The sequence below is a fragment of the Microbacterium sp. MYb72 genome, assembly GCF_002979415.1.
Lineage (GTDB): Bacteria > Actinomycetota > Actinomycetes > Actinomycetales > Microbacteriaceae > Microbacterium > Microbacterium natoriense.
This window is the reverse complement of record NZ_PCOT01000004.1, coordinates 1-16,674: the sequence shown is the minus strand read 5'-3', so window position 1 is coordinate 16,674 and position 16,674 is coordinate 1. Positions and strand designations below refer to the sequence as shown.

Genomic DNA, 16,674 nt, shown 5'->3' with positions numbered 1-16,674 from the left:
CTCAGGACTCGGAGTCGAGTGCGTCGTCCTCGGCGTTCGCATCCGACTCGGCGCCGGTGGTGCGGGCCTGACGACGCTCGTGGAGGCGCGTCGAGGCGTCGGAGAGCGGCGTGCGCAGGAACAGCAGCGAGATGCTCACCCCGATGAGGGCGGAGAAGATCGCGGCGAGCCACCAGAACTCCCGGAAGATCGGGAAGAAGAACCAGAGGATCGCGAGCGGGACGAGGAACGCCAGCAGCCGCAGCACGGTGTAGACGATGATCGGTGCGGGCTTCACCCGTCCAGTCTACGTTCGCCGCGGGGGTGCTCGATCCCCAGGCGGGCGAAGGGGATGCCGCGCACCACGCGTCGCCAGGGATGCTCGCCCAGCGACCACAGCATCCGCGCGTCCGGGTCGAGCGCGAGGTCCTGGCATCCCGCGGGCAGGGGCTGGGCGGCGCGGCGGAGTGCTCCGGCCGGTCCCGTCCACAGGGCACCGGGGCGCAGCTGGTCGGACTGCGACGCGAAGTAGGTGGCGCCCCAGCGCACGGCGCCCTGGAGCTGCGGGATGCCGGGGGCCATGAGCCCGTTCTCGACGGCGGCGAAGCCGTCTCCCTCCCGCGCGGGCATGAGGAACTCGCCGATCCGGCCGTCTTCGCCGGTGCGGTACTCGCCGATGAGCACCCTCGGCAGCGGCTCGCCGTCGGCGTCGAACACGCGACCGAGGAACGAGCACCGCAGCGCCACGGGGTGGATCCTCGTGCGCACTGCGACGAGCGCGCTCCGCCGCAGAGAGCCGGTCAGGCGTCGGGCATCGGCGCCGCGCACGGTGCGGAGACGGGCGAGATCGAACTCCCAGATCCCCTGCATGGTGGCCGCGGCGAAGAGGCGGTCGCCGAACCATGCGAGACCGCCGACGTGGATGCGCGCGGGTTCCAGCTCTCCATCCGGACCCTCGATCACGAGGGCGACGTCGCGGTGCCGCGAGCGTTCGAGGTCGATGAAGGAGACGCGCGAGGCGAGGTGGTGCCTGTCTCGGTCCTGACGGAACCAGCTGACCGCGAGGGTTCGTCGACCGTCCAGGATGCCGAGATCGACGCCCTGCGGATACCACCGGTTCGTCCACGCCCGCGCGGTGAGCCAGCGGAGATCCAACGTCTCGCGCGATCTCCGGCGCAGGGGTCTCCCCGAGGATCCGAGTGGTCGCGGCATCCCCCTATCGTGGGGGATCGACCTGGGAGCGGGCGGGCAGGACACCCCGTGTTCACCTCGACGTCGCCGGGAGGCAACGCTCGCGTGCCAGCATCCGTGGCACCATGCGCGCTCCACTCGTCACCGTCATCCTCCCCGCCAAGGACGCCGGCCCGTACATCGCGACCACGCTGGAGACCCTCACGCGCCAGTTCGACGACCCCGCCGCGCTCAAGCTGGTCATGATCGACGACGGCTCCCGCGACGACACCGGGCAGCTCATGCGCCGCTACGCCGAGCGCTTCCCGCACTCCGCGGTGCTCACGAACCCGCGGCCGCAGGGTCTCGCGAGCGCGCGGAACCAGGGCCTCGCGCACGTCGAGGGCGAGGCCTTCTGCTTCGTCGACGGAGACGACTGGATGCAGCCCCACCGCCTCTCCGTGCTCGCGGTGCGGCTGAGGGAGCTGGACTGCGACTTCGTCCGCACCGACCACGTCACCGTCACCGGCGCCAAGCGGGCACTGCACCGCGCCCCGCAGCCCTGGCGCGAGCGGGTGCTCTCGCCGCGCGACGCGATCCTCCCGGAGAACGAGCCGACCATGGTCGACTACCCCTTCGCGTGGGCGGGCATGTTCCACCGGCGCGTGCTCGACGCCGGCCTCGCCGCCTTCTCTCCCGGACTCTTCACGGCCGAGGACCGGCCGTGGATCTGGCGCCTGCACCTCGAGGCGGAGTCGTTCGCGGTGGTCGACGCGCCGGCGCTGCTGTACCGCCGCGGGGTCGCGACCTCCCTCACGCAGATCCGCGATCGCCGCCAGCTCGACTTCGTGCGCGCGATGACGGAGGTGCTCGACGTGGTGGCGTCGGATCGGGATGCCGAGCGCTTCCTGCCCAAGGCGACGTGGACCGTGCTGGCGCTGAGCTCGCGGCATCTCGTGCGGTCACGGCGGATGACGAGGTCGCTGCGTGCGGAGATGCGCAGCGGCATCCTCGGTCTGCTGGAACGTCTTCCCGCGGACGACGTGGCGGGAGTGATCGGGCGGCTCGACGGGCCGCGGCGGCGGGTGCTGGCGCCCCTGCTTCGTCGGGTGGGGAGCGACGCATGACGCAGATCTTCGCGCTGCACAGCGCCTACGGGCTCGCCACCGCGGTCGCCGCGATCGACGCCGGACTCCTCGACGCGGATGGCCGGGCCGAACGGGTCCTCGTGCCGTTCACGTCGTCGCGGGTGCCCGAGACGACGGTCGGCATCGCCGCTGACCCCGCGCTGCGCTCGCTGCGGGAGCGGTTCGACCGCGTGGAGGACCTGGACGTGCTGCTCGGGGCCGCTCACCCCAGCGCGTGGAAGCCGAGGGAAGGCGACCTCCCGATGCTGGAGCGGCTGCTGCGGCGCGCCTGGAACCTCGATCCGCGCGGGCTCGAGCTGTTCGTGCAGAGCCCACAGGTCGCGCCTGCGCGCACGCTGATGACGCTCTTCCCCGGCGCACGGATCACGATCATCGGCGACGGGCTCATGACCTACTCGCCGATGCGGGTCGCGCTGGGGCACACGGTGTCGGCGCGCATCGAGCGCGTGGTGCACGCCGATGTCGTGCCGGGGGTGCGGCCGCTCGTCGGGGCGCCGCACGCGGAGTCCGTCCCCGTGCCGGCGGCGCGGTTCCGCACGGTCTTCGAGGAGACCGCGGCGGGCGACGCCGCGGGACTCGACGACGGGACGCCGACCGTGCTCGTGCTCGGGCAGTACCTCTCCGCCCTCGGCCTCATGACGGCCGAGGAGGAGGTCGCGCTGCAGGCCGAGCTGATCGATCGTGCAGCGGCCTGGTCGCCCGAGCGGATCGTGTTCAAGCCGCATCCGTCGGCGCCACCCCTGCACACCGACGCGCTGCGGGCCCGCGCGGCATCCCTCGGCATCGCGTTCGCCGAGTACCGGGGGGCGCTCGCGGCCGAGATGCTCGCGGAACGCCTCGACGTCCTCGCCGTCGTGGCCGGGTTCTCCACCGCCCTGCCGACCGTGCGCGCCCTGTTCGACCGGGAGATCGGCGCGGCCGGCACCGACACCGTGCTGGCGAGGCTGACGCCGTTCGAGAACAGCAACCGCATCCCGGCGACCATCGTCGACGCCCTCACCCGGCCCGCATCGGGCTACGCCGACCCCGAGCGGCTGCAGCTGCTCATCGACGCCGTCGGGTACGCGATGCAGCCGGAGATCGCCGGTCACCTCCGCCTGCGCGCGGAGGAGCTGCTGCGGGGCATGGACGCCGTCGAACGCGACAGGTACTTCTCCGCGCAGCGGCTCACGGATCTCCGGCTGCCGGGAGCCCCCGACGAGGGGGCGCTGCAGCGGGTGCTGCGTCCGGCCGGCGGGGTCGGGCGCATGGAGGAATGGCGGTTGACGGCTCTCGGCGCGAGGCGGAGGGCCGGCAGGGCATGGAAGGCGATACGAGGACGATGACATCGACGGTGGCGATCATCCCCGCGCGGGGCGGATCGAAGCAGGTGCCGCGCAAGAACGTGCAACGCGTGGGCGGCGTCCCGCTCGTGGCCAGGGCGGTGCACGCCGCGCTCGCGGCCGACGGCATCGACCTCGTCGTGGTGTCGACCGACGACGAGGAGATCGCGGCGATCGGCGCCGCGGCCGGTGCGCGCATCGTCCGCCGCCCCGCCGAGCTCTCCGGCGACACGGCGACCTCCGAGAGCGCGATCCTGCACGCGCTCGACGTGCTCGCGGCGGACGGCATCGACACGGGGGTCGTCGCGTTCCTGCAGGCGACGTCGCCGTTCATCCCCGCCGACGCCCTCTCCGACGCCGTCGCGCAGGTCGCCGGAGGGCGCGCAGACAGCGTGTTCTCGGCCTACGAGACCTACGGCTTCCTCTGGAGGAGGGATGCCGACGGCGCGGCTGTCGCGATCAACCACGACGCCGCGCACCGACCCCGCCGGCAGGATCGGGAGCCGCACCACCTGGAGACCGGGGCGTTCTACGTGTTCTCGGCCGCGGGTTTCCGTGAGAGCCGGCACCGCTTCTTCGGCCGCACCGCGATCGCGGAGGTTCCGGAGTGGACCGCGATCGAGATCGACGACGAGCAGCAGCTCCGCATCGCGCGCTCTCTGGCGGCGCTGCACGAGCAGCGGCATCCGATCCCGGTGAAGGCCGTGGTCACCGACTTCGACGGCGTGCACACCGACGACACCGCGATCATCGACGCCGACGGCGGGGAGCGCGTGCGGGTGAGCCGCGAGGACGGCATGGGCGTCGCTCTGCTGCGGGCCGCAGGGGTGCCGATGCTGATCCTCTCCACCGAGGTGAACCCCGTCGTGCGGGCACGCGCCGAGAAGCTGCGTGTGCCGGTGCTGCACGGCATCGACGACAAGGAGACGGCGCTGCGCGGCTGGGCCGCTGAGCAGGGCCTCGATCTCGCGGACATCGCCTACCTCGGCAACGACGTGAACGACCTCCCCGCACTGCGCATCGTCGGGTGGCCCGTCGCGGTCGCGAACGCCCACCCGCTCGTCATCGAGGCGGCGCGGGTGGTGCTGTCACGCGAGGGCGGACGGGGAGCTGTTCGCGAACTGGTCGAACGCGTGTTGTCCAGCTGACGTGCGCCGGTAACCCGGGTGTTGGGCGCAGTTCACCATCGGCGCGTACCCAGGAGAGAAGGCATTCGCAGACCGGAGGAATCATGACTGTCAGCATCGGATCGCACGTCATCGGAGGCGGTCGTCCCGCCTACGTCATCGCGGAGATCGGCCTGAACCACAACGGCGACGTCGAGATCGCGAAGAAGCTCATCGACGTGGCGGCGCGCGCGGGGGCGGATGCCGTGAAGTTCCAGAAGCGCACGCCCGAGATCTCCACCCCCGAGCACATGCGCGACGTGCCGCGCGAGACGCCATGGGGCACCATGAGCTACCTCGACTACCGCCGCCGGGTCGAGTTCGGCCGCGACGAGTACATCGAGATCGGCGACCACGCCACGATGCTGGGTCTCGACTGGTTCGCCTCGCCGTGGGATGTGCCCAGCGTCGCGTTCCTCGAAGACCTGGGCGTCGTCGCCCACAAGGTCGCCTCGGCCAGCCTCACCGACACCGAGCTGCTGGTCGCGCTGCGCGAGACCGGCAAGCCCGTCATCCTCTCCACCGGCATGTCGACGATCGAGCAGATCGACCGCGCCCTGGACACGCTCGGCACTGACCGTGTCGTGCTCATGCACGCGACCTCGACGTATCCCCTCGAGCCGGAGGAGGCGAACCTGCGGGTGATCTCGACCCTCCGCGACCGCTACGCCGGCGTGCCGGTCGGATACTCGGGCCACGAGCGCGGCCTGCAGATCTCCCTCGCCGCCGTCGCTCTCGGCGCCGTCGCTGTCGAACGCCACATCACGCTGGACCGCACCATGTGGGGCTCCGACCACGCGGCATCCCTCGAACCCACGGGTCTCGAGCACCTGGTGCGCGACATCCGCGTGATCGAGAAGGCCCTCGGCGACGGCGTCAAGCGCGTCTTCGACAGCGAGCGCGCGCCCATGGCGAAGCTGCGTCGCGTTCCGGCATGAGCACCGGGCTGCGGGTCGTCGCGATCGCGGACGCCGACTCGTTCGTGAAGTGGTCGGCGTCGTTGCTCGGCGCCGTCCCCGGCATCCGACCGCATCTGCTGCTGGTGAAGACCCCGCTGACCGCGAGCGCCGCCCAGGAGCGCACGGCGCTCGCGGGCGCAGGGCTCGATCCGAGCGCCGTGTCGCGGGTGATGTTCCGCGAGACGGCGCCGTGGCTCGAGGCGCAGCGCCCCGACGTGGTGCTGCTCGCCGGCCGGGGGCCGTTCGTGCGGCTGATGGGGCGGATGATCGACGGCCTGCGGCACCGCCCCGTGACGGTGGCGGGTCTTCCGGGGATGGCGATCCCCGCGCAGCGCGGAGCCCTGGACTATCGCCGCCACGTCGACCTCCTGGTGGTGCACTCGCATCGGGAGGAGCGGGCGTTCGCCGAGCTGGGCGGCCGCATCGGCGTCGACGTGCCGACCGCGCTCGCGACGCTTCCCTTCGCGAGGACGCGGGCGCGGATGCTGTCGCCCGCCGTCGCGCGCGCCAGGGCGGAGCGCGGGGTCCTGGTCGACGAGAAGCCGACGTCTTCGGCGCCCGCTCTCGCGAAGGCCGCGGCGACCGACATCGTCTTCGCGGCGCAGGCGCTCGTGCCGGCGGATCGGGAGGAGCGCGCCGAGATCGCCGCGACGCTGGTGCGGGCGGCGAAGGCCGATCCCGGTCGACGCGTGGTCGTGAAGCTGCGGTCGCGGCCGGGCGAGGTGGAGACGCACCTGGAGCGAGACGCGTACACCGAGCTGCTCGGCGAGCGCCGCCCCGACAACCTCGTGTTCTCGTACGACTCCATGGCCGCCGCGCTCTCGACCGCTGCGGGGCTCGTCACGGTGAGCTCCACCGCCGCGATCGAGGCTGTGGCTCAGGGCGTCCCGGTCATCGCGCTCGACAGCTTCGGGGTGAGCAAGTCGCTGCTGAACACCGTGTTCGTCGGCAGCGGGCTGCTCGGCGGGCGCAGCGAGGTCGTCGCAGGGCGGTTCCGGCATCCGCATCCCGACTGGCTGCGCGACAACTACTTCCATCCCGAGATCGAGTCCACGTGGTGGGAGCGGGTAGAGGAGCTCGTCGTGCGGCGTCGAGAGGGCTCGCTTCCCGCGCGACGTGTCCCTGCGGCGCGCGGTGGTGCGCTGCACGAGGCCTGGCACCGGGCGAGCGTGCTGGGCCGCGACGACCGCACTCTCTCCGGACGGGTCGCGCTGGCGGTCGGAGTGCCCGCCACACGAGCGCTCGCCGCGGTGCGCCGACGCCGTCAGCCCGCGGGTCTGGGCACGTGGGGCGAGGCGGGCACCGACTTCACGCTCGAGCCGAACCCGTTCCACGACTCGATCCGTCGGTAGCGGATCGACCTCCGCGACCGGTCAACGGCCGATGACGGCGGCGATCTGTCGTCTGATGTCGTCGGCGAGGTCGTCGATGCTGCGTGTCGCGTTCACCGTGGCGGCCATCGTGAGGAACATGATCGCCGACACGACTCGCGCCTGGGTCGTCGCCCGCGCCTCCGCTTCGACCATGCCCCGGCTGAGGATGCGGGCGACCGCGTCTTCCGTGGATCCCACGATCGAGAGGGCCTCGGCGTGGCGTTCGTCGTCCACGCTTCCGAAGACCATTTCGCGGAGGTAGGTTCGTCCGTTGTCGATCTGGACGCGGTTGCATTCGATGATCGGCCGGAGGAGCGCCATCACCGCATCGAGGGCATCTGTCATCGCCTCGGCGGCGTGCCTGCCCTTCTCGAGCGCCTCGGCGTAGTGCGCGTTCTGCACGAGCAGCAGCAGCTCGCCTTTCGTCTTCGCGTAGAGGAACACGGTGCCGGTGCCGACGTCCGCCTTCTCGGCGATCTGCTGGGTGGTCACATCCTCGACGCCGTACTCGGCGAAGAGCGCAGCGGCGGCCGCCGTGATCCGCTCCAGCTTCTGCTGCTTGTTGCGCTCACGACGCCCTGCGGATGCGAGCTGGGCCGACATGTGATCCTCTCGGAATAGAAACTGAGTGCACTCAGTTATGAGTGGAGTCGCTCACGCGCACTCACCATCATCACCCATTGTCCCCACAGAAGAGAGATCTGCTCATGCCCACACTCAACGGCGCCGTCGTCCTCATCACCGGAGCGAACGGCGGGATCGGCACCCGTTTCGTCGAACAGGCGCTCGCGCGTGGGGCCGCCAAGGTGTACGCCACCGCCCGCACCCCGCGGGAGTGGACGGATCCCCGCGTGGTTCCTCTGGTCCTCGATGTGACCGATCCCGCATCGATCCGTGCGGTCGTCGAGGCGGCACCCGACGTGACCGTGCTCGTCAACAACGCCGGTGCATCCGTGCCCACCGCCGGCATCCTCTCCCATTCCGATGAGGACATCCGCCGCAACGTCGAGACGAACTTCCTCGGCCCGCTCTTCCTCGCACGTGCGTATGCGCCCCTCCTCTCCGGACGGCCCGGTGCTGCGATCATCGACATCCACTCGGCACTCGCGTGGTACGCGGTCGGAGGCATCTACAGCGCCACCAAGGCCGCACTGTGGTCGGCGACCAACTCTCTTCGACTGGAACTCGCTCCGGCCGGTGTCCACGTCGTGGGGGTGCACGTCGGGTACGTCGACACGGCGATGGCCGCTCATGTCTCCGACCCGAAGACGGACCCCGCCGCCCTCGTGGCCGCGGTTCTCGATGCCACCGAGCGCAACGAGTACGAGGTTCTCGCCGATGACACCTCCGTGCAGCTGAAGGCGGGTCTCAGCGCGCCGCTCGAAGCGGTGTACCCGCAGCTTCGCACCACGACGGTCTGACCCGGCGCAGACGGTCACGAGAAGACAGGAGAAGGACATGCGCGCATTCGTCGTCAAGAAGTACAGGCGACCACTGGAGCTTCAGGAGGTCGCCGAGCCGGAGGTCGGCGACACCGACGTGCTGGTGCGGGTCGAAGCGGCGGGCGTCAACCAGCTCGACGAGAAGATCCGCAGTGGAGAGTTCGCGCAGATCCTCCCCTACGCGCTCCCCCTCGTGCTCGGCAACGACGTCGCGGGTACGGTGATCCGCGTCGGACGGCTGGTGCGGGGATTCCGTCCCGGCGATGAGGTGTACGCGCGACCGGACGCGGCGCGGATCGGGACGTTCGCCGAGCGCATCGCGGTCGACGAAGCCGATCTCGCTGCGAAACCGGCGAACATCTCGATGGCCGAAGCGGGGTCGTTGCCCCTCGTCGCTCTCACCGCCTGGCAGGCGCTGGTGGAGAGGGGGCGGCTCGCTCCGGGGCAGAAGGTCCTCATCCACGCCGGCGCCGGCGGAGTGGGGTCCATCGCGATCCAGCTCGCCAGGCACCTCGGCGCGCATGTGGCCACCACGGCGAGCGGCGCCAATGCCGATTTCGTCCGTGACCTCGGCGCCGACGTCGTGATCGACTACCGCCGAGAGGACTTCGCGGAGGTCCTCTCGGGGTACGACCTGGTGCTGGACAGCCTCGGAGGCGAGAACCTCGAGAAGTCGCTGCGTGTGCTGAAGCCGGGCGGGCGGGCGATCGGCATCTCGGGGCCGCCGGATCCGGCCTTCGCCCGAGCTGCGGGGCTCAACCCGCTCCTCGTCCTCGCGATCACCGCTCTCAGCCGCAGGATCCGTCGTCAGGCGAAAAGGCTCGGGGTGGCGTACGAGTTCCTCTTCATGCACGCCGATGGTGAGCAGCTCCGAGAGATCACCGATCTCGTGGAGCGGCGGGTGATCCGCCCCATCGTCGCGCGGACCTATCCGTTCGCTCAGGTGCCGGAGGCTCTCGCCGATGTCGCCGCAGGGGTGAGCCGCGGCAAAGTGGTGATCACGGTGTCGAGGTGACGGCTCACCGCGGGAGCACACCCTCGGCGGGACCGGGCGGCGGCGCATCGGGGTCGACGAGGTAGGGCGCGTACTCGTCGTCCCACCTCTGCAGGGTCTGCACCCACCAGAACGCGGCGAAGAGAGACAGCGCGACCGCCTCCCCGATCAGGACGAGAGGGAAGCCGTTCAAGTGATCGCGGATCGCGAAGGCCACGATGAGGACGACGAGGTCTCCGGCCATGCAGCGGCTGACCCAGCGGTAGAGGATCCTCTGCCAGGGTGCGGGCGCCGTCTGCTCGTCGCTCTCGTCCTCCCGGGCATGCAGGAGGGGAACAGCTGCGAACGCGCCGAAGAACAGCAGGGTCGCCGCGAAGTGGATGCTGGAGGGGAACGGCCAGAAGTTGAACGGGAACCCATCGCTGAGACCGGGGGCGAACGCGAGGACGAGCATGACGACCGCGGTGGCGGCGGCGACCCACGACACGATCGCCGCCGACCTCCGGCTCCGCGCGGCATCCTCCCGCAGCAGTGTCTCCTCGGCGCGCTCCTCGGGGCTGAGCGCCGGGCGGGTGCTCTGCTCACGTCGGAGTCGGTCGTGTCTGCGGACCAGTGCCATGACGATGATCGTGGTGAACACGACCACCGCGTAGACGGCGATGCCCGCCCGCGCGCCGTCCAGGTACTCCTCCGGCACGCAGTCGCCGCTCTCGGGGCAGATCTGCTCTGGCGTGCGCTGAGACGGAGCGATGCCGGTGGGCACGAGGGCGATCAGCGGAGCGAAGAGCGCCGAGATGTCGAGGAGGGTGACGGCGCGCGAGCGGCCGGAGAGCGCGAGGAGAGCGAGGGATGCCGCGATCAGCGCTCCGACGAACACGGTGCGGACGGGCGTGTAGAAGTAGTGGCTGATCGACGGCAGCATGTTCCAGCCGAACTCCAGCGGCCGCCAGGAGATCACGACCGTCTGGATCAGCACGCTCGCCAGGATCGCGAAGACGACGAAGACCAGGGAGAGCCGCAGGTAGCGGTGGGTCTTCAGCACCGTGGAAGGCGGGCGTACCGGGTTCTCCATCATCGTCGTCCCCTCAGGGCGTCACGGGATGCGGCGGCGCTGCCGGCATCGTCGAACGGCCGCGTATGGAGGGGACGCTACACCCGGACGGGCGGGCGGAACAGGGGCGTCGCGGCGGGAGTCACGCGTCGACGAGCACCGCGGACACCGAGGTCAGAGCATCCGGCACGAGACGGTAGTACGCCCAGGTGCCCCGCTGGGAGCGGGTCAGGAACCCGGCGGTGGTGAGCACCTTGAGGTGATGGGAGACCGTCGGCTGGGACAGGCCGACCGGGTCGATGAGGTCGCAGACGCACGCCTCCTGGTCGGTGCTGGAGGCGACGATCGACAGCAGCCGCAGTCGGGCCGGATCTGCGAGGGCCTTCAGGCGGGCGGCGAGATGCTCCGCGTCATGCTGTCCGAGCGGTTCCTTCACGAGCGGAGCGCAGCAGGTGGTGCCGGCGGAGACATCGGTGACCTCGAGCAGCTGGACCATGTATCGATACTAATCGATATTGACAGTCATCGATAGATACGCCCATACTTGCATCGACATTCATCGATATATGGAGGATCCTGATGGTGACGCTGCTCGATCTCACTCCCCGGACGGTCGCTTCCGACCGGCTCTCGACGTTGCCGGTCGTGGTCATCGGCGCCGGCCCGATCGGCCTCGCGGCCGCGGCGAACCTCGCCGAGCGCGGCATCGACTTCATGATCCTCGAGGCAGGGGAGCGGGTGGCCGCGTCCGTTCAGCGCTGGGGGCACACCCGCCTGTTCTCCCCGTGGCGCCACCTGGTCGATCCCGCGTCGCGGCGACTGCTGGAGGCATCGGGATGGGCGATGCCCACGGAGGGGCGCGCGCCGACCGGGCAGGAGCTCGTCGACGACTACCTGGTACCTCTCGCGGGGCTTCCCGAGATCGGATCGCGGATCCGGTTCGCCTCCCGTGTGATCGCGGTGTCGAGGGAGGGCATGGACCGCACCCGGACGGCCGGGCGCGCGCAGGCCCCGTTCCTGCTGCGCATCCAGCGTGCAGACGGTCAGGTCGAGGAGCAGACGGCGCGGGCGGTGATCGATGCGTCCGGCACCTACTCGACCCCGAACCCCCTCGCCTCCTCCGGCCTCATCCCGCTCGGGTTCGACAGGGTCGCCGACCGGGTGCTGCATGCCCTGCCGGATGTCCTCGGGGCGGATCGGGAGCGGTTCGCCGGTCGGCATACGGTGGTCGTCGGGGCCGGGCATTCGGCGGCGAACACCCTCATCGCCCTCGGCAAGCTGGTTCGCGATGAGCCGGGGACGCAGGCGACGTGGGTGATCCGGAACCCTTCCGCGATCAGGGTGTCGTCCTCGCCGGATGACGAGCTGCCCGATCGTGCGAAGCTCGGCACCCGTACCGACCGACTTGTCGCGTCCGGAGCCGTCGCGGTGGTCGACTCGTTCGAGATCTCCGGTCTCGAACCCTCCGGTGACGGGATCCGAATCGTCGGCACGCGCCGCGGAGAGCCGGGGATGGTGGAGGCGGATCTGGTCGTCAACGCGACCGGGTTCCGTCCCGACCTGGACATGCTCCGCGAGATCCGCCTCGAGCTGGATGACATCGTCGAGGCGCCGAAGCGGCTGGCCCCGCTGATCGATCCGAACGTCCACTCCTGCGGGACGGTCGAACCGCACGGGTTCCGAGAGCTCACGCATCCCGAGCCGGGGTTCTTCGTCGTCGGGATGAAGTCCTACGGGCGGGCGCCGACGTTCCTCCTCGCCACCGGTTACGAGCAGGTCCGCTCCGTCACCGCATGGCTCGACGGAGACCTCCCCTCGGCCGCACAGGTCGTTCTCACGCTGCCGGCGACCGGGGTCTGCTCCACGGGAGACGCGACCGGATCGTCCTGCTGCTCATGACGATCGGCATCCGCCCGATGGGCCAGGGCGACGGAGGACGGATCTCGCGCCTCCTGCGCGGACCGAACGACGGCGCCCGGCGGCATGCGGTGCTCATCGAAGGGCTTTCCGCCTGCAGCGGCTGATCGGCGCGATCGCCGGCGGGTCGGCGGACCAGAGGCCTCCCTCATCAGAGGGAGGCCTCTGACCGATCGATCAGCTGCTGCGGCGGATCGACCGGATGCCGACAGCGAGTCCGACCACCGCGACCGCGGCCGCCGCGACCCAGCCCCACAGCACAGTGATGTCGCCGAGGTCTCCGGCGAACAGCGCGCGCTCGGCCTGCACGACCCAGTTCACGGGGTTCACCGAGGCCACGGCGCGCATCCATGCGGGTCCGTCGTCGAGCGGCAGGAGCATGCCCGACAGGATCAGCAGCGGGAAGATCAGGGCCTGCTGCACACCCCAGAACAGCCACTCTCGATCCTTCGTGGCCAGAGCCAGCGAGTAGGAGAGCGAGCCGAGCCCCACGCCGAACACCGCGAGCAGGGCCAGCCCGATGAGGAGGCCGGGCAGGTCGATCGCGAATCCGAAGGGCCAGGCGATCAGGACGATCACGATCGACTGCACGACGATCGGGGCGACCTCCTTGAGCGCACGGCCGATCAACAGCGACGACCGGGCGAGAGGGGCGACGAGAGTGCGCTCGTGCGAGCCGGTCATCATCTCGTACTGCAGATTCGAGCCGGTCGCGCCGGTGCCGAACAGGACGATCATGACGAGCACGCCAGGCACGAACCACGCCAGCGTCTCGCCGGCAGGTCGACCGGAGCCGCCGATCAGCAGCGGCGCGAACAGCCCGAGGAACACGAGCGGCTGGAGCAGGCTGAAGATCAGCGTGAACGGATCTCGTACGACGGGCCTGAGCTCGCGAGCGAGGACGTTCTTCGTGTCCCTGGCGAGGTTCGGGCGCACGAGGGTCTCGATGGTGGTCATGAGAGGATTCCCGTCCGGGTGGTTTCGCTGGGGGCTTCGGAATCGGATGCCGCGTCTGCGGCCCCCTCGCCTGCGTCCCGCAGGGTGCGGCCGGTCAGGGCGAGGAACACGTCGTCGAGCGTGGGCGGCACGCCGGTCGCCCTGCGCACCTGGATGCCGGCGGCATCCAGCTCGTGGACGATCACGGGGAGCAGGAGGTCCCCGTTCGGAACGGCGAGAGACACGGAGTCCGCGTCGACCGTGACCTCGGCGGGGCTGAGCCGGGAGATCACGGCACGAGCGCTCGCTGCGACCGCGTCATCGGCGAAGCCGAAGGTGAGGACATCCCCGGCCAGCGTCGCCTTGAGCGCGGCGGCGTCGTCGTCGGCGATGATGCGGCCCTTGTCCATCACCATGACGCGCTCGGCGTAGCGATCAGCCTCTTCGAGATAGTGCGTGGTGAGGAACACCGTCGTGCCGTGCTGGGTGCGGAGGTCGAGGATGTGCTCCCAGAGGTTGGCCCTGCTCTGCGGGTCGAGGCCTGTCGACGGCTCGTCGAGGAAGATCAGCGGCGGGGCGTGCATGAGTCCGAGGGCGATGTCGAGGCGGCGCTTCTGCCCGCCGCTGAGCTGCTGCACGGTGCGGGCGGCGAAGGAGCCGAGATCGAGGGAGTCGATGAGCTCGTCGGCCCGGCGCGCGCTGTCGCGCTTCGACATCCCGTAGAACGCTCCCTGACTGAGGAGCTCATCGCGCACCCGCTGCGAGAAGCTCCCGCTCGTGAGCTGGCCGACGTAGCCGATCCGGGCGCGGACGCCGGCGGCATCCGTACGGATGTCGTGGCCGACCACCCGTGCCGTGCCGGACGTCGGCGGGATCAGCGTCGTGAGCATCCGCAGGCTCGTCGACTTCCCGGCTCCGTTCGGTCCGAGGAACGCGACGAGTTCTCCGCGCGCCGCGGTGAAGGAGAGGTCGGTGACCGCGTCGACCGACGTCTTCTTGACGGTGAAGACCTTGGTCAGGCCCTCGGTTTCGATGATGGGTTCAGTTGCCATACCTCGAAGGTAGAAACCAACCAGGACAGATTCTGTCCGCAATATCTGCGAATCTTGAGACATGTCCGATACGACCTCCCGCGCACTCGCCCTGCTCAATCTGCTGCAGACGCACCGGCACTGGCCGGGCACCGAGCTTGCGAGCAGGCTCGGCGTCACCCAGCGCACCGTGCGGCGCGACGTCGACAGGCTGAGGGAGCTCGGCTACCGCGTGGAGTCGACGCCCGGCGCTGCGGGCGGGTACCGGCTGGAGGCGGGGAGCGCCGTGCCACCGCTGCTGCTCACGGATGACGAGGCGGTGACGATGGCGATCGGTCTGCGGGTCGCCGCGACGCAGCAGCTCGTCGGAGGAGCCGAGGTCACTCTCACCGCACTGGCCAAGCTCGAGCAGGTGCTGCCGTCGGCGCTGCGCCGAAGGGTGAACGCGCTCGCCGAGTCCGTGCAGCCTCCGCGCATCGGAGACGCGCCGGTCGTGTCGCCAGAGGTGCTCGGCGAGATCGCGCTCGCCACCAGGGATACAGAGCGGCTCCGGCTGCGGTACATCGACGGGGCCGGCGCCGAGAGCATCCGTCGGGTCGAGCCGCACGCGCTGGCGCCGTCCGGCCGCAAGTGGTTCCTGCTGTGCTGGGATCTCGACCGAGACGACTGGCGCACCTTCCGCGTCGACCGCATCGAGACGGTCGATCACACGCGCGTGCTGTTCGCCAGGAGGCTGATCACCCGCGAGGAGATCGAGGAACGCATCCTCGTGGCATCGTCGTGGTCTCCGCAGAGGGTCGAGGCCGATGCCGTCATGGAACTCCCTCTCGCTGAGATGCAGGAGCGCTTCGGCGTCTGGTCTCAGGGGGCGACGGCGGAGGGCGCCGACCGCACTCGCTGGCCGTTCGGCGGCGGCGACTGGCGCGATGCCATGTACGCGCTGCTGTGGATCCCGGAGGGCGTCGAGTACGCGACCACGTTCCCCGAGCCGGAGCGTGCAGAACTGCGCGAGGCGCTGGAACGGATGCTGCGCGCCCTCGACGCTCCGGTCCCTGGCATCGCCTGACGCCCGTCGCCGTCATCGCCGGACTCATAGCGTTATCCCAGGCAACGAGCCTGGTCATCCGCGGATCCGCCGGGTAGCGTCGAGGTCATCATCGCGGCGATCCGGGCGGTCCCGGGCTCCGGCTCATAACCGGCAGCGTGGCGGGTTCGACTCCCGCCGTCGCGTCCACGTCGCACGTCCCGCTCATCGAGAGCGGACGTCAGAGCCCGAGCTGGTCGAGCCTCTCCTCGAACCGCACCTGCACGTCCTCCGGCTCATCGTCGTCGATCTCGGCCCAGATCGCGTCGAGCTCCTTCTGCACCGACTCGGGCAGCGCGGCGAACTTCTCGTCCCACGCGGCGATCGGGGTCCAGTAGCCGACGACCTTGAAGCGCGTCGCGGGCAGCCCGAGCTCCTTGCGCAGGTACTTGCGCACATCGCGCAGTGCGACCGTCTCGCCGGCCACCCAGACGTATCCCTCGTCGAGGGCGAGGCGGCCGTCGACGATGCCGCGCACCAGCTGACCGAGCGCGCTGGGCCCGTGGCCGTTGCCGCCGACGACCCAGGTGACCTCGACGTCGCTGCCGACCTCGAACGCGACCTGATCCTGCGCGGTGGGCACCTCGAGCACGACCCGGGTGCGCACGCCCTCCGGCGCCGCAGCGGCGATGCGGGCGACGGCGGGTAGACCGGTGAGGTCGGCCACGAGCACCTGCCAGGTGATGTCGGCCGGGGGCGCGTACAGACCGGTCGGCGCGTTCAGCCCGAGCACGTGGCCGGGTTCGGCGCGCGCCGCCCACGGCCCGGCGACCCCCGCCTCGTGAATGACGAAGTCGATGTCGAGCTCGCCGGCATCCGGGCGCACGCCGCTGATCGTGTACGTGCGCATCGGAGCCTCCGGCGCTCCCTCCGGCGTCTCCCACCAGTCGCCCGCAGGCACGGGCAGCGAGACGTCGGTGGGGTCTTCGCCGTGCGGGAAGAACACGCGCACGTACTCGTCGCCGATGCCGGTGCTGAGGAAGTCGGCGACGCCGTCGCCGCCGAGGGTGATGCGCACCAGGTTCGGGGTGAGGGTGGCCGTGCTGCTGACGATGCCGCGGTGGATGTTCACGGAGTCTCCGTCTCTTCGTTCGGGGTGGGG

The 16,674-nt window shown here is 70.5% G+C and carries 18 protein-coding genes and 1 tRNA gene; 11 read left to right on the top strand and 8 right to left on the bottom strand.

All coding sequences use genetic code 11. The features are described from left to right. Position 1: 1 nt before the first annotated feature. A complete protein-coding gene (locus CQ047_RS03010; protein WP_105672807.1) occupies positions 2–277 on the bottom strand; it encodes a DUF4229 domain-containing protein in 276 nt (91 codons plus the stop codon). Then, entirely contained in the window at positions 274–1,191 is a 918-nt protein-coding gene (locus CQ047_RS03005; RefSeq protein ID WP_146114259.1) for a hypothetical protein, read from the bottom strand. The genes CQ047_RS03010 and CQ047_RS03005 overlap by 4 nt, the downstream gene beginning before the upstream one ends. A gap of 104 nt (positions 1,192–1,295) precedes the next feature. On the opposite strand from CQ047_RS03005, the gene CQ047_RS03000 reads away from it, so the two are divergent. The 5 genes from CQ047_RS03000 (at position 1,296) to CQ047_RS02980 (ending at position 7,096) form a co-directional block, all read left to right on the top strand. After that, the gene (locus CQ047_RS03000; protein WP_181155818.1) at positions 1,296–2,276 is read left to right on the top strand and encodes a glycosyltransferase family 2 protein; all 981 of its coding nucleotides are present in this window, start codon (positions 1,296–1,298) and stop codon (positions 2,274–2,276) included. After that, a complete protein-coding gene (locus tag CQ047_RS02995) occupies positions 2,273–3,622 on the top strand; it encodes a polysialyltransferase family glycosyltransferase (protein WP_105672805.1) in 1,350 nt (449 codons plus the stop codon). Before CQ047_RS03000 ends, CQ047_RS02995 begins: the two co-directional genes overlap by 4 nt. Next, complete coding sequence (locus tag CQ047_RS02990) at positions 3,619–4,767, top strand: acylneuraminate cytidylyltransferase (protein WP_258132454.1); 1,149 nt, start codon at positions 3,619–3,621, stop codon at positions 4,765–4,767. Before CQ047_RS02995 ends, CQ047_RS02990 begins: the two co-directional genes overlap by 4 nt. Positions 4,768–4,850: 83 nt before the next feature. Then, a complete protein-coding gene (locus CQ047_RS02985; RefSeq protein ID WP_105672803.1) occupies positions 4,851–5,723 on the top strand; it encodes an N-acetylneuraminate synthase family protein in 873 nt (290 codons plus the stop codon). Then, entirely contained in the window at positions 5,720–7,096 is a 1,377-nt protein-coding gene (locus CQ047_RS02980; protein WP_105672802.1) for a DUF6716 putative glycosyltransferase, read from the top strand. Before CQ047_RS02985 ends, CQ047_RS02980 begins: the two co-directional genes overlap by 4 nt. Positions 7,097–7,117: 21 nt before the next feature. On the opposite strand, the gene CQ047_RS02975 is transcribed toward CQ047_RS02980, so the two are convergent. Beyond that, complete coding sequence (locus tag CQ047_RS02975) at positions 7,118–7,720, bottom strand: TetR/AcrR family transcriptional regulator (RefSeq protein ID WP_105672801.1); 603 nt, start codon at positions 7,718–7,720, stop codon at positions 7,118–7,120. A gap of 104 nt (positions 7,721–7,824) precedes the next feature. Here CQ047_RS02975 and CQ047_RS02970 point away from each other — a divergent pair, with 104 nt between their 5' ends. Both CQ047_RS02970 and CQ047_RS02965 read left to right on the top strand, forming a co-directional pair. Next, complete coding sequence (locus tag CQ047_RS02970; protein ID WP_105672800.1) at positions 7,825–8,538, top strand: SDR family oxidoreductase; 714 nt, start codon at positions 7,825–7,827, stop codon at positions 8,536–8,538. A 37-nt stretch (positions 8,539–8,575) separates the two neighbouring features. Further along, positions 8,576–9,574, top strand: coding sequence for an NADP-dependent oxidoreductase (locus tag CQ047_RS02965; RefSeq protein ID WP_105672799.1), 999 nt, complete (start codon positions 8,576–8,578; stop codon positions 9,572–9,574). Positions 9,575–9,578: 4 nt separating this feature from the next. Here CQ047_RS02965 and CQ047_RS02960 read toward each other — a convergent pair whose 3' ends face one another. Continuing rightward, the gene (locus CQ047_RS02960; protein WP_146114258.1) at positions 9,579–10,628 is read right to left on the bottom strand and encodes a hypothetical protein; all 1,050 of its coding nucleotides are present in this window, start codon (positions 10,626–10,628) and stop codon (positions 9,579–9,581) included. A 118-nt stretch (positions 10,629–10,746) separates the two neighbouring features. Further along, positions 10,747–11,100, bottom strand: a complete 354-nt coding sequence (locus tag CQ047_RS02955) for a metalloregulator ArsR/SmtB family transcription factor (RefSeq protein WP_105672797.1) — start codon at positions 11,098–11,100, stop codon at positions 10,747–10,749. An 83-nt stretch (positions 11,101–11,183) separates the two neighbouring features. Here CQ047_RS02955 and CQ047_RS02950 point away from each other — a divergent pair, with 83 nt between their 5' ends. Continuing rightward, positions 11,184–12,503 carry an FAD-dependent oxidoreductase gene (locus tag CQ047_RS02950; RefSeq protein WP_258132453.1) on the top strand — a complete coding sequence of 440 codons (1,320 nt, stop codon included), beginning with the start codon at positions 11,184–11,186 and terminating at the stop codon, positions 12,501–12,503. Further along, on the top strand, positions 12,500–12,628 hold the full coding sequence (locus tag CQ047_RS19035; RefSeq protein WP_258132452.1) for a hypothetical protein: 129 nt from the start codon (positions 12,500–12,502) through the stop codon (positions 12,626–12,628). Before CQ047_RS02950 ends, CQ047_RS19035 begins: the two co-directional genes overlap by 4 nt. A gap of 70 nt (positions 12,629–12,698) precedes the next feature. Here CQ047_RS19035 and CQ047_RS02945 read toward each other — a convergent pair whose 3' ends face one another. Together CQ047_RS02945 and CQ047_RS02940 are read right to left on the bottom strand one after the other, a co-directional pair. Beyond that, on the bottom strand, positions 12,699–13,478 hold the full coding sequence (locus CQ047_RS02945) for an ABC transporter permease (RefSeq protein WP_105672796.1): 780 nt from the start codon (positions 13,476–13,478) through the stop codon (positions 12,699–12,701). Then, on the bottom strand, positions 13,475–14,509 hold the full coding sequence (locus tag CQ047_RS02940; protein ID WP_105672795.1) for an ATP-binding cassette domain-containing protein: 1,035 nt from the start codon (positions 14,507–14,509) through the stop codon (positions 13,475–13,477). Before CQ047_RS02940 ends, CQ047_RS02945 begins: the two co-directional genes overlap by 4 nt. A 61-nt stretch (positions 14,510–14,570) precedes the next feature. Between CQ047_RS02940 and CQ047_RS02935 the strand changes: the two genes are divergently transcribed. Beyond that, positions 14,571–15,554 carry a YafY family protein gene (locus tag CQ047_RS02935; RefSeq protein ID WP_105672794.1) on the top strand — a complete coding sequence of 328 codons (984 nt, stop codon included), beginning with the start codon at positions 14,571–14,573 and terminating at the stop codon, positions 15,552–15,554. Between the two features lie 92 nt (positions 15,555–15,646). Continuing rightward, positions 15,647–15,722 (top strand) — tRNA-Met (locus CQ047_RS18795). Positions 15,723–15,753: 31 nt separating this feature from the next. On the opposite strand, the gene CQ047_RS02930 is transcribed toward CQ047_RS18795, so the two are convergent. Continuing rightward, the coding region (locus CQ047_RS02930) for a siderophore-interacting protein (RefSeq protein WP_258132451.1) at positions 15,754–16,674 on the bottom strand (921 nt) is incomplete at its 5' end.

Bases quoted from the DNA above. Each gene is read 5' to 3' on its own strand.
- CQ047_RS02975 (WP_105672801.1), bottom strand. From the start codon at position 7,720: ATGTCGGCCCAGCTCGCATCCGCAGGGCGTCGTGAGCGCAACAAGCAG.
- CQ047_RS02940 (WP_105672795.1), bottom strand. From the start codon at position 14,509: ATGGCAACTGAACCCATCATCGAAACCGAGGGCCTGACCAAGGTCTTC.
- CQ047_RS02955 (WP_105672797.1), bottom strand. From the start codon at position 11,100: ATGGTCCAGCTGCTCGAGGTCACCGATGTCTCCGCCGGCACCACCTGC.
- CQ047_RS03000 (WP_181155818.1), top strand. From the start codon at position 1,296: ATGCGCGCTCCACTCGTCACCGTCATCCTCCCCGCCAAGGACGCCGGC.
- CQ047_RS19035 (WP_258132452.1), top strand. From the start codon at position 12,500: ATGACGATCGGCATCCGCCCGATGGGCCAGGGCGACGGAGGACGGATC.
- CQ047_RS02970 (WP_105672800.1), top strand. From the start codon at position 7,825: ATGCCCACACTCAACGGCGCCGTCGTCCTCATCACCGGAGCGAACGGC.
- CQ047_RS02990 (WP_258132454.1), top strand. From the start codon at position 3,619: ATGACATCGACGGTGGCGATCATCCCCGCGCGGGGCGGATCGAAGCAG.
- CQ047_RS02980 (WP_105672802.1), top strand. From the start codon at position 5,720: ATGAGCACCGGGCTGCGGGTCGTCGCGATCGCGGACGCCGACTCGTTC.
- CQ047_RS02935 (WP_105672794.1), top strand. From the start codon at position 14,571: ATGTCCGATACGACCTCCCGCGCACTCGCCCTGCTCAATCTGCTGCAG.
- CQ047_RS03005 (WP_146114259.1), bottom strand. From the start codon at position 1,191: ATGCCGCGACCACTCGGATCCTCGGGGAGACCCCTGCGCCGGAGATCG.
- CQ047_RS02950 (WP_258132453.1), top strand. From the start codon at position 11,184: ATGGTGACGCTGCTCGATCTCACTCCCCGGACGGTCGCTTCCGACCGG.
- CQ047_RS02965 (WP_105672799.1), top strand. From the start codon at position 8,576: ATGCGCGCATTCGTCGTCAAGAAGTACAGGCGACCACTGGAGCTTCAG.
- CQ047_RS02985 (WP_105672803.1), top strand. From the start codon at position 4,851: ATGACTGTCAGCATCGGATCGCACGTCATCGGAGGCGGTCGTCCCGCC.
- CQ047_RS02995 (WP_105672805.1), top strand. From the start codon at position 2,273: ATGACGCAGATCTTCGCGCTGCACAGCGCCTACGGGCTCGCCACCGCG.
- CQ047_RS02960 (WP_146114258.1), bottom strand. From the start codon at position 10,628: ATGATGGAGAACCCGGTACGCCCGCCTTCCACGGTGCTGAAGACCCAC.
- CQ047_RS02945 (WP_105672796.1), bottom strand. From the start codon at position 13,478: ATGACCACCATCGAGACCCTCGTGCGCCCGAACCTCGCCAGGGACACG.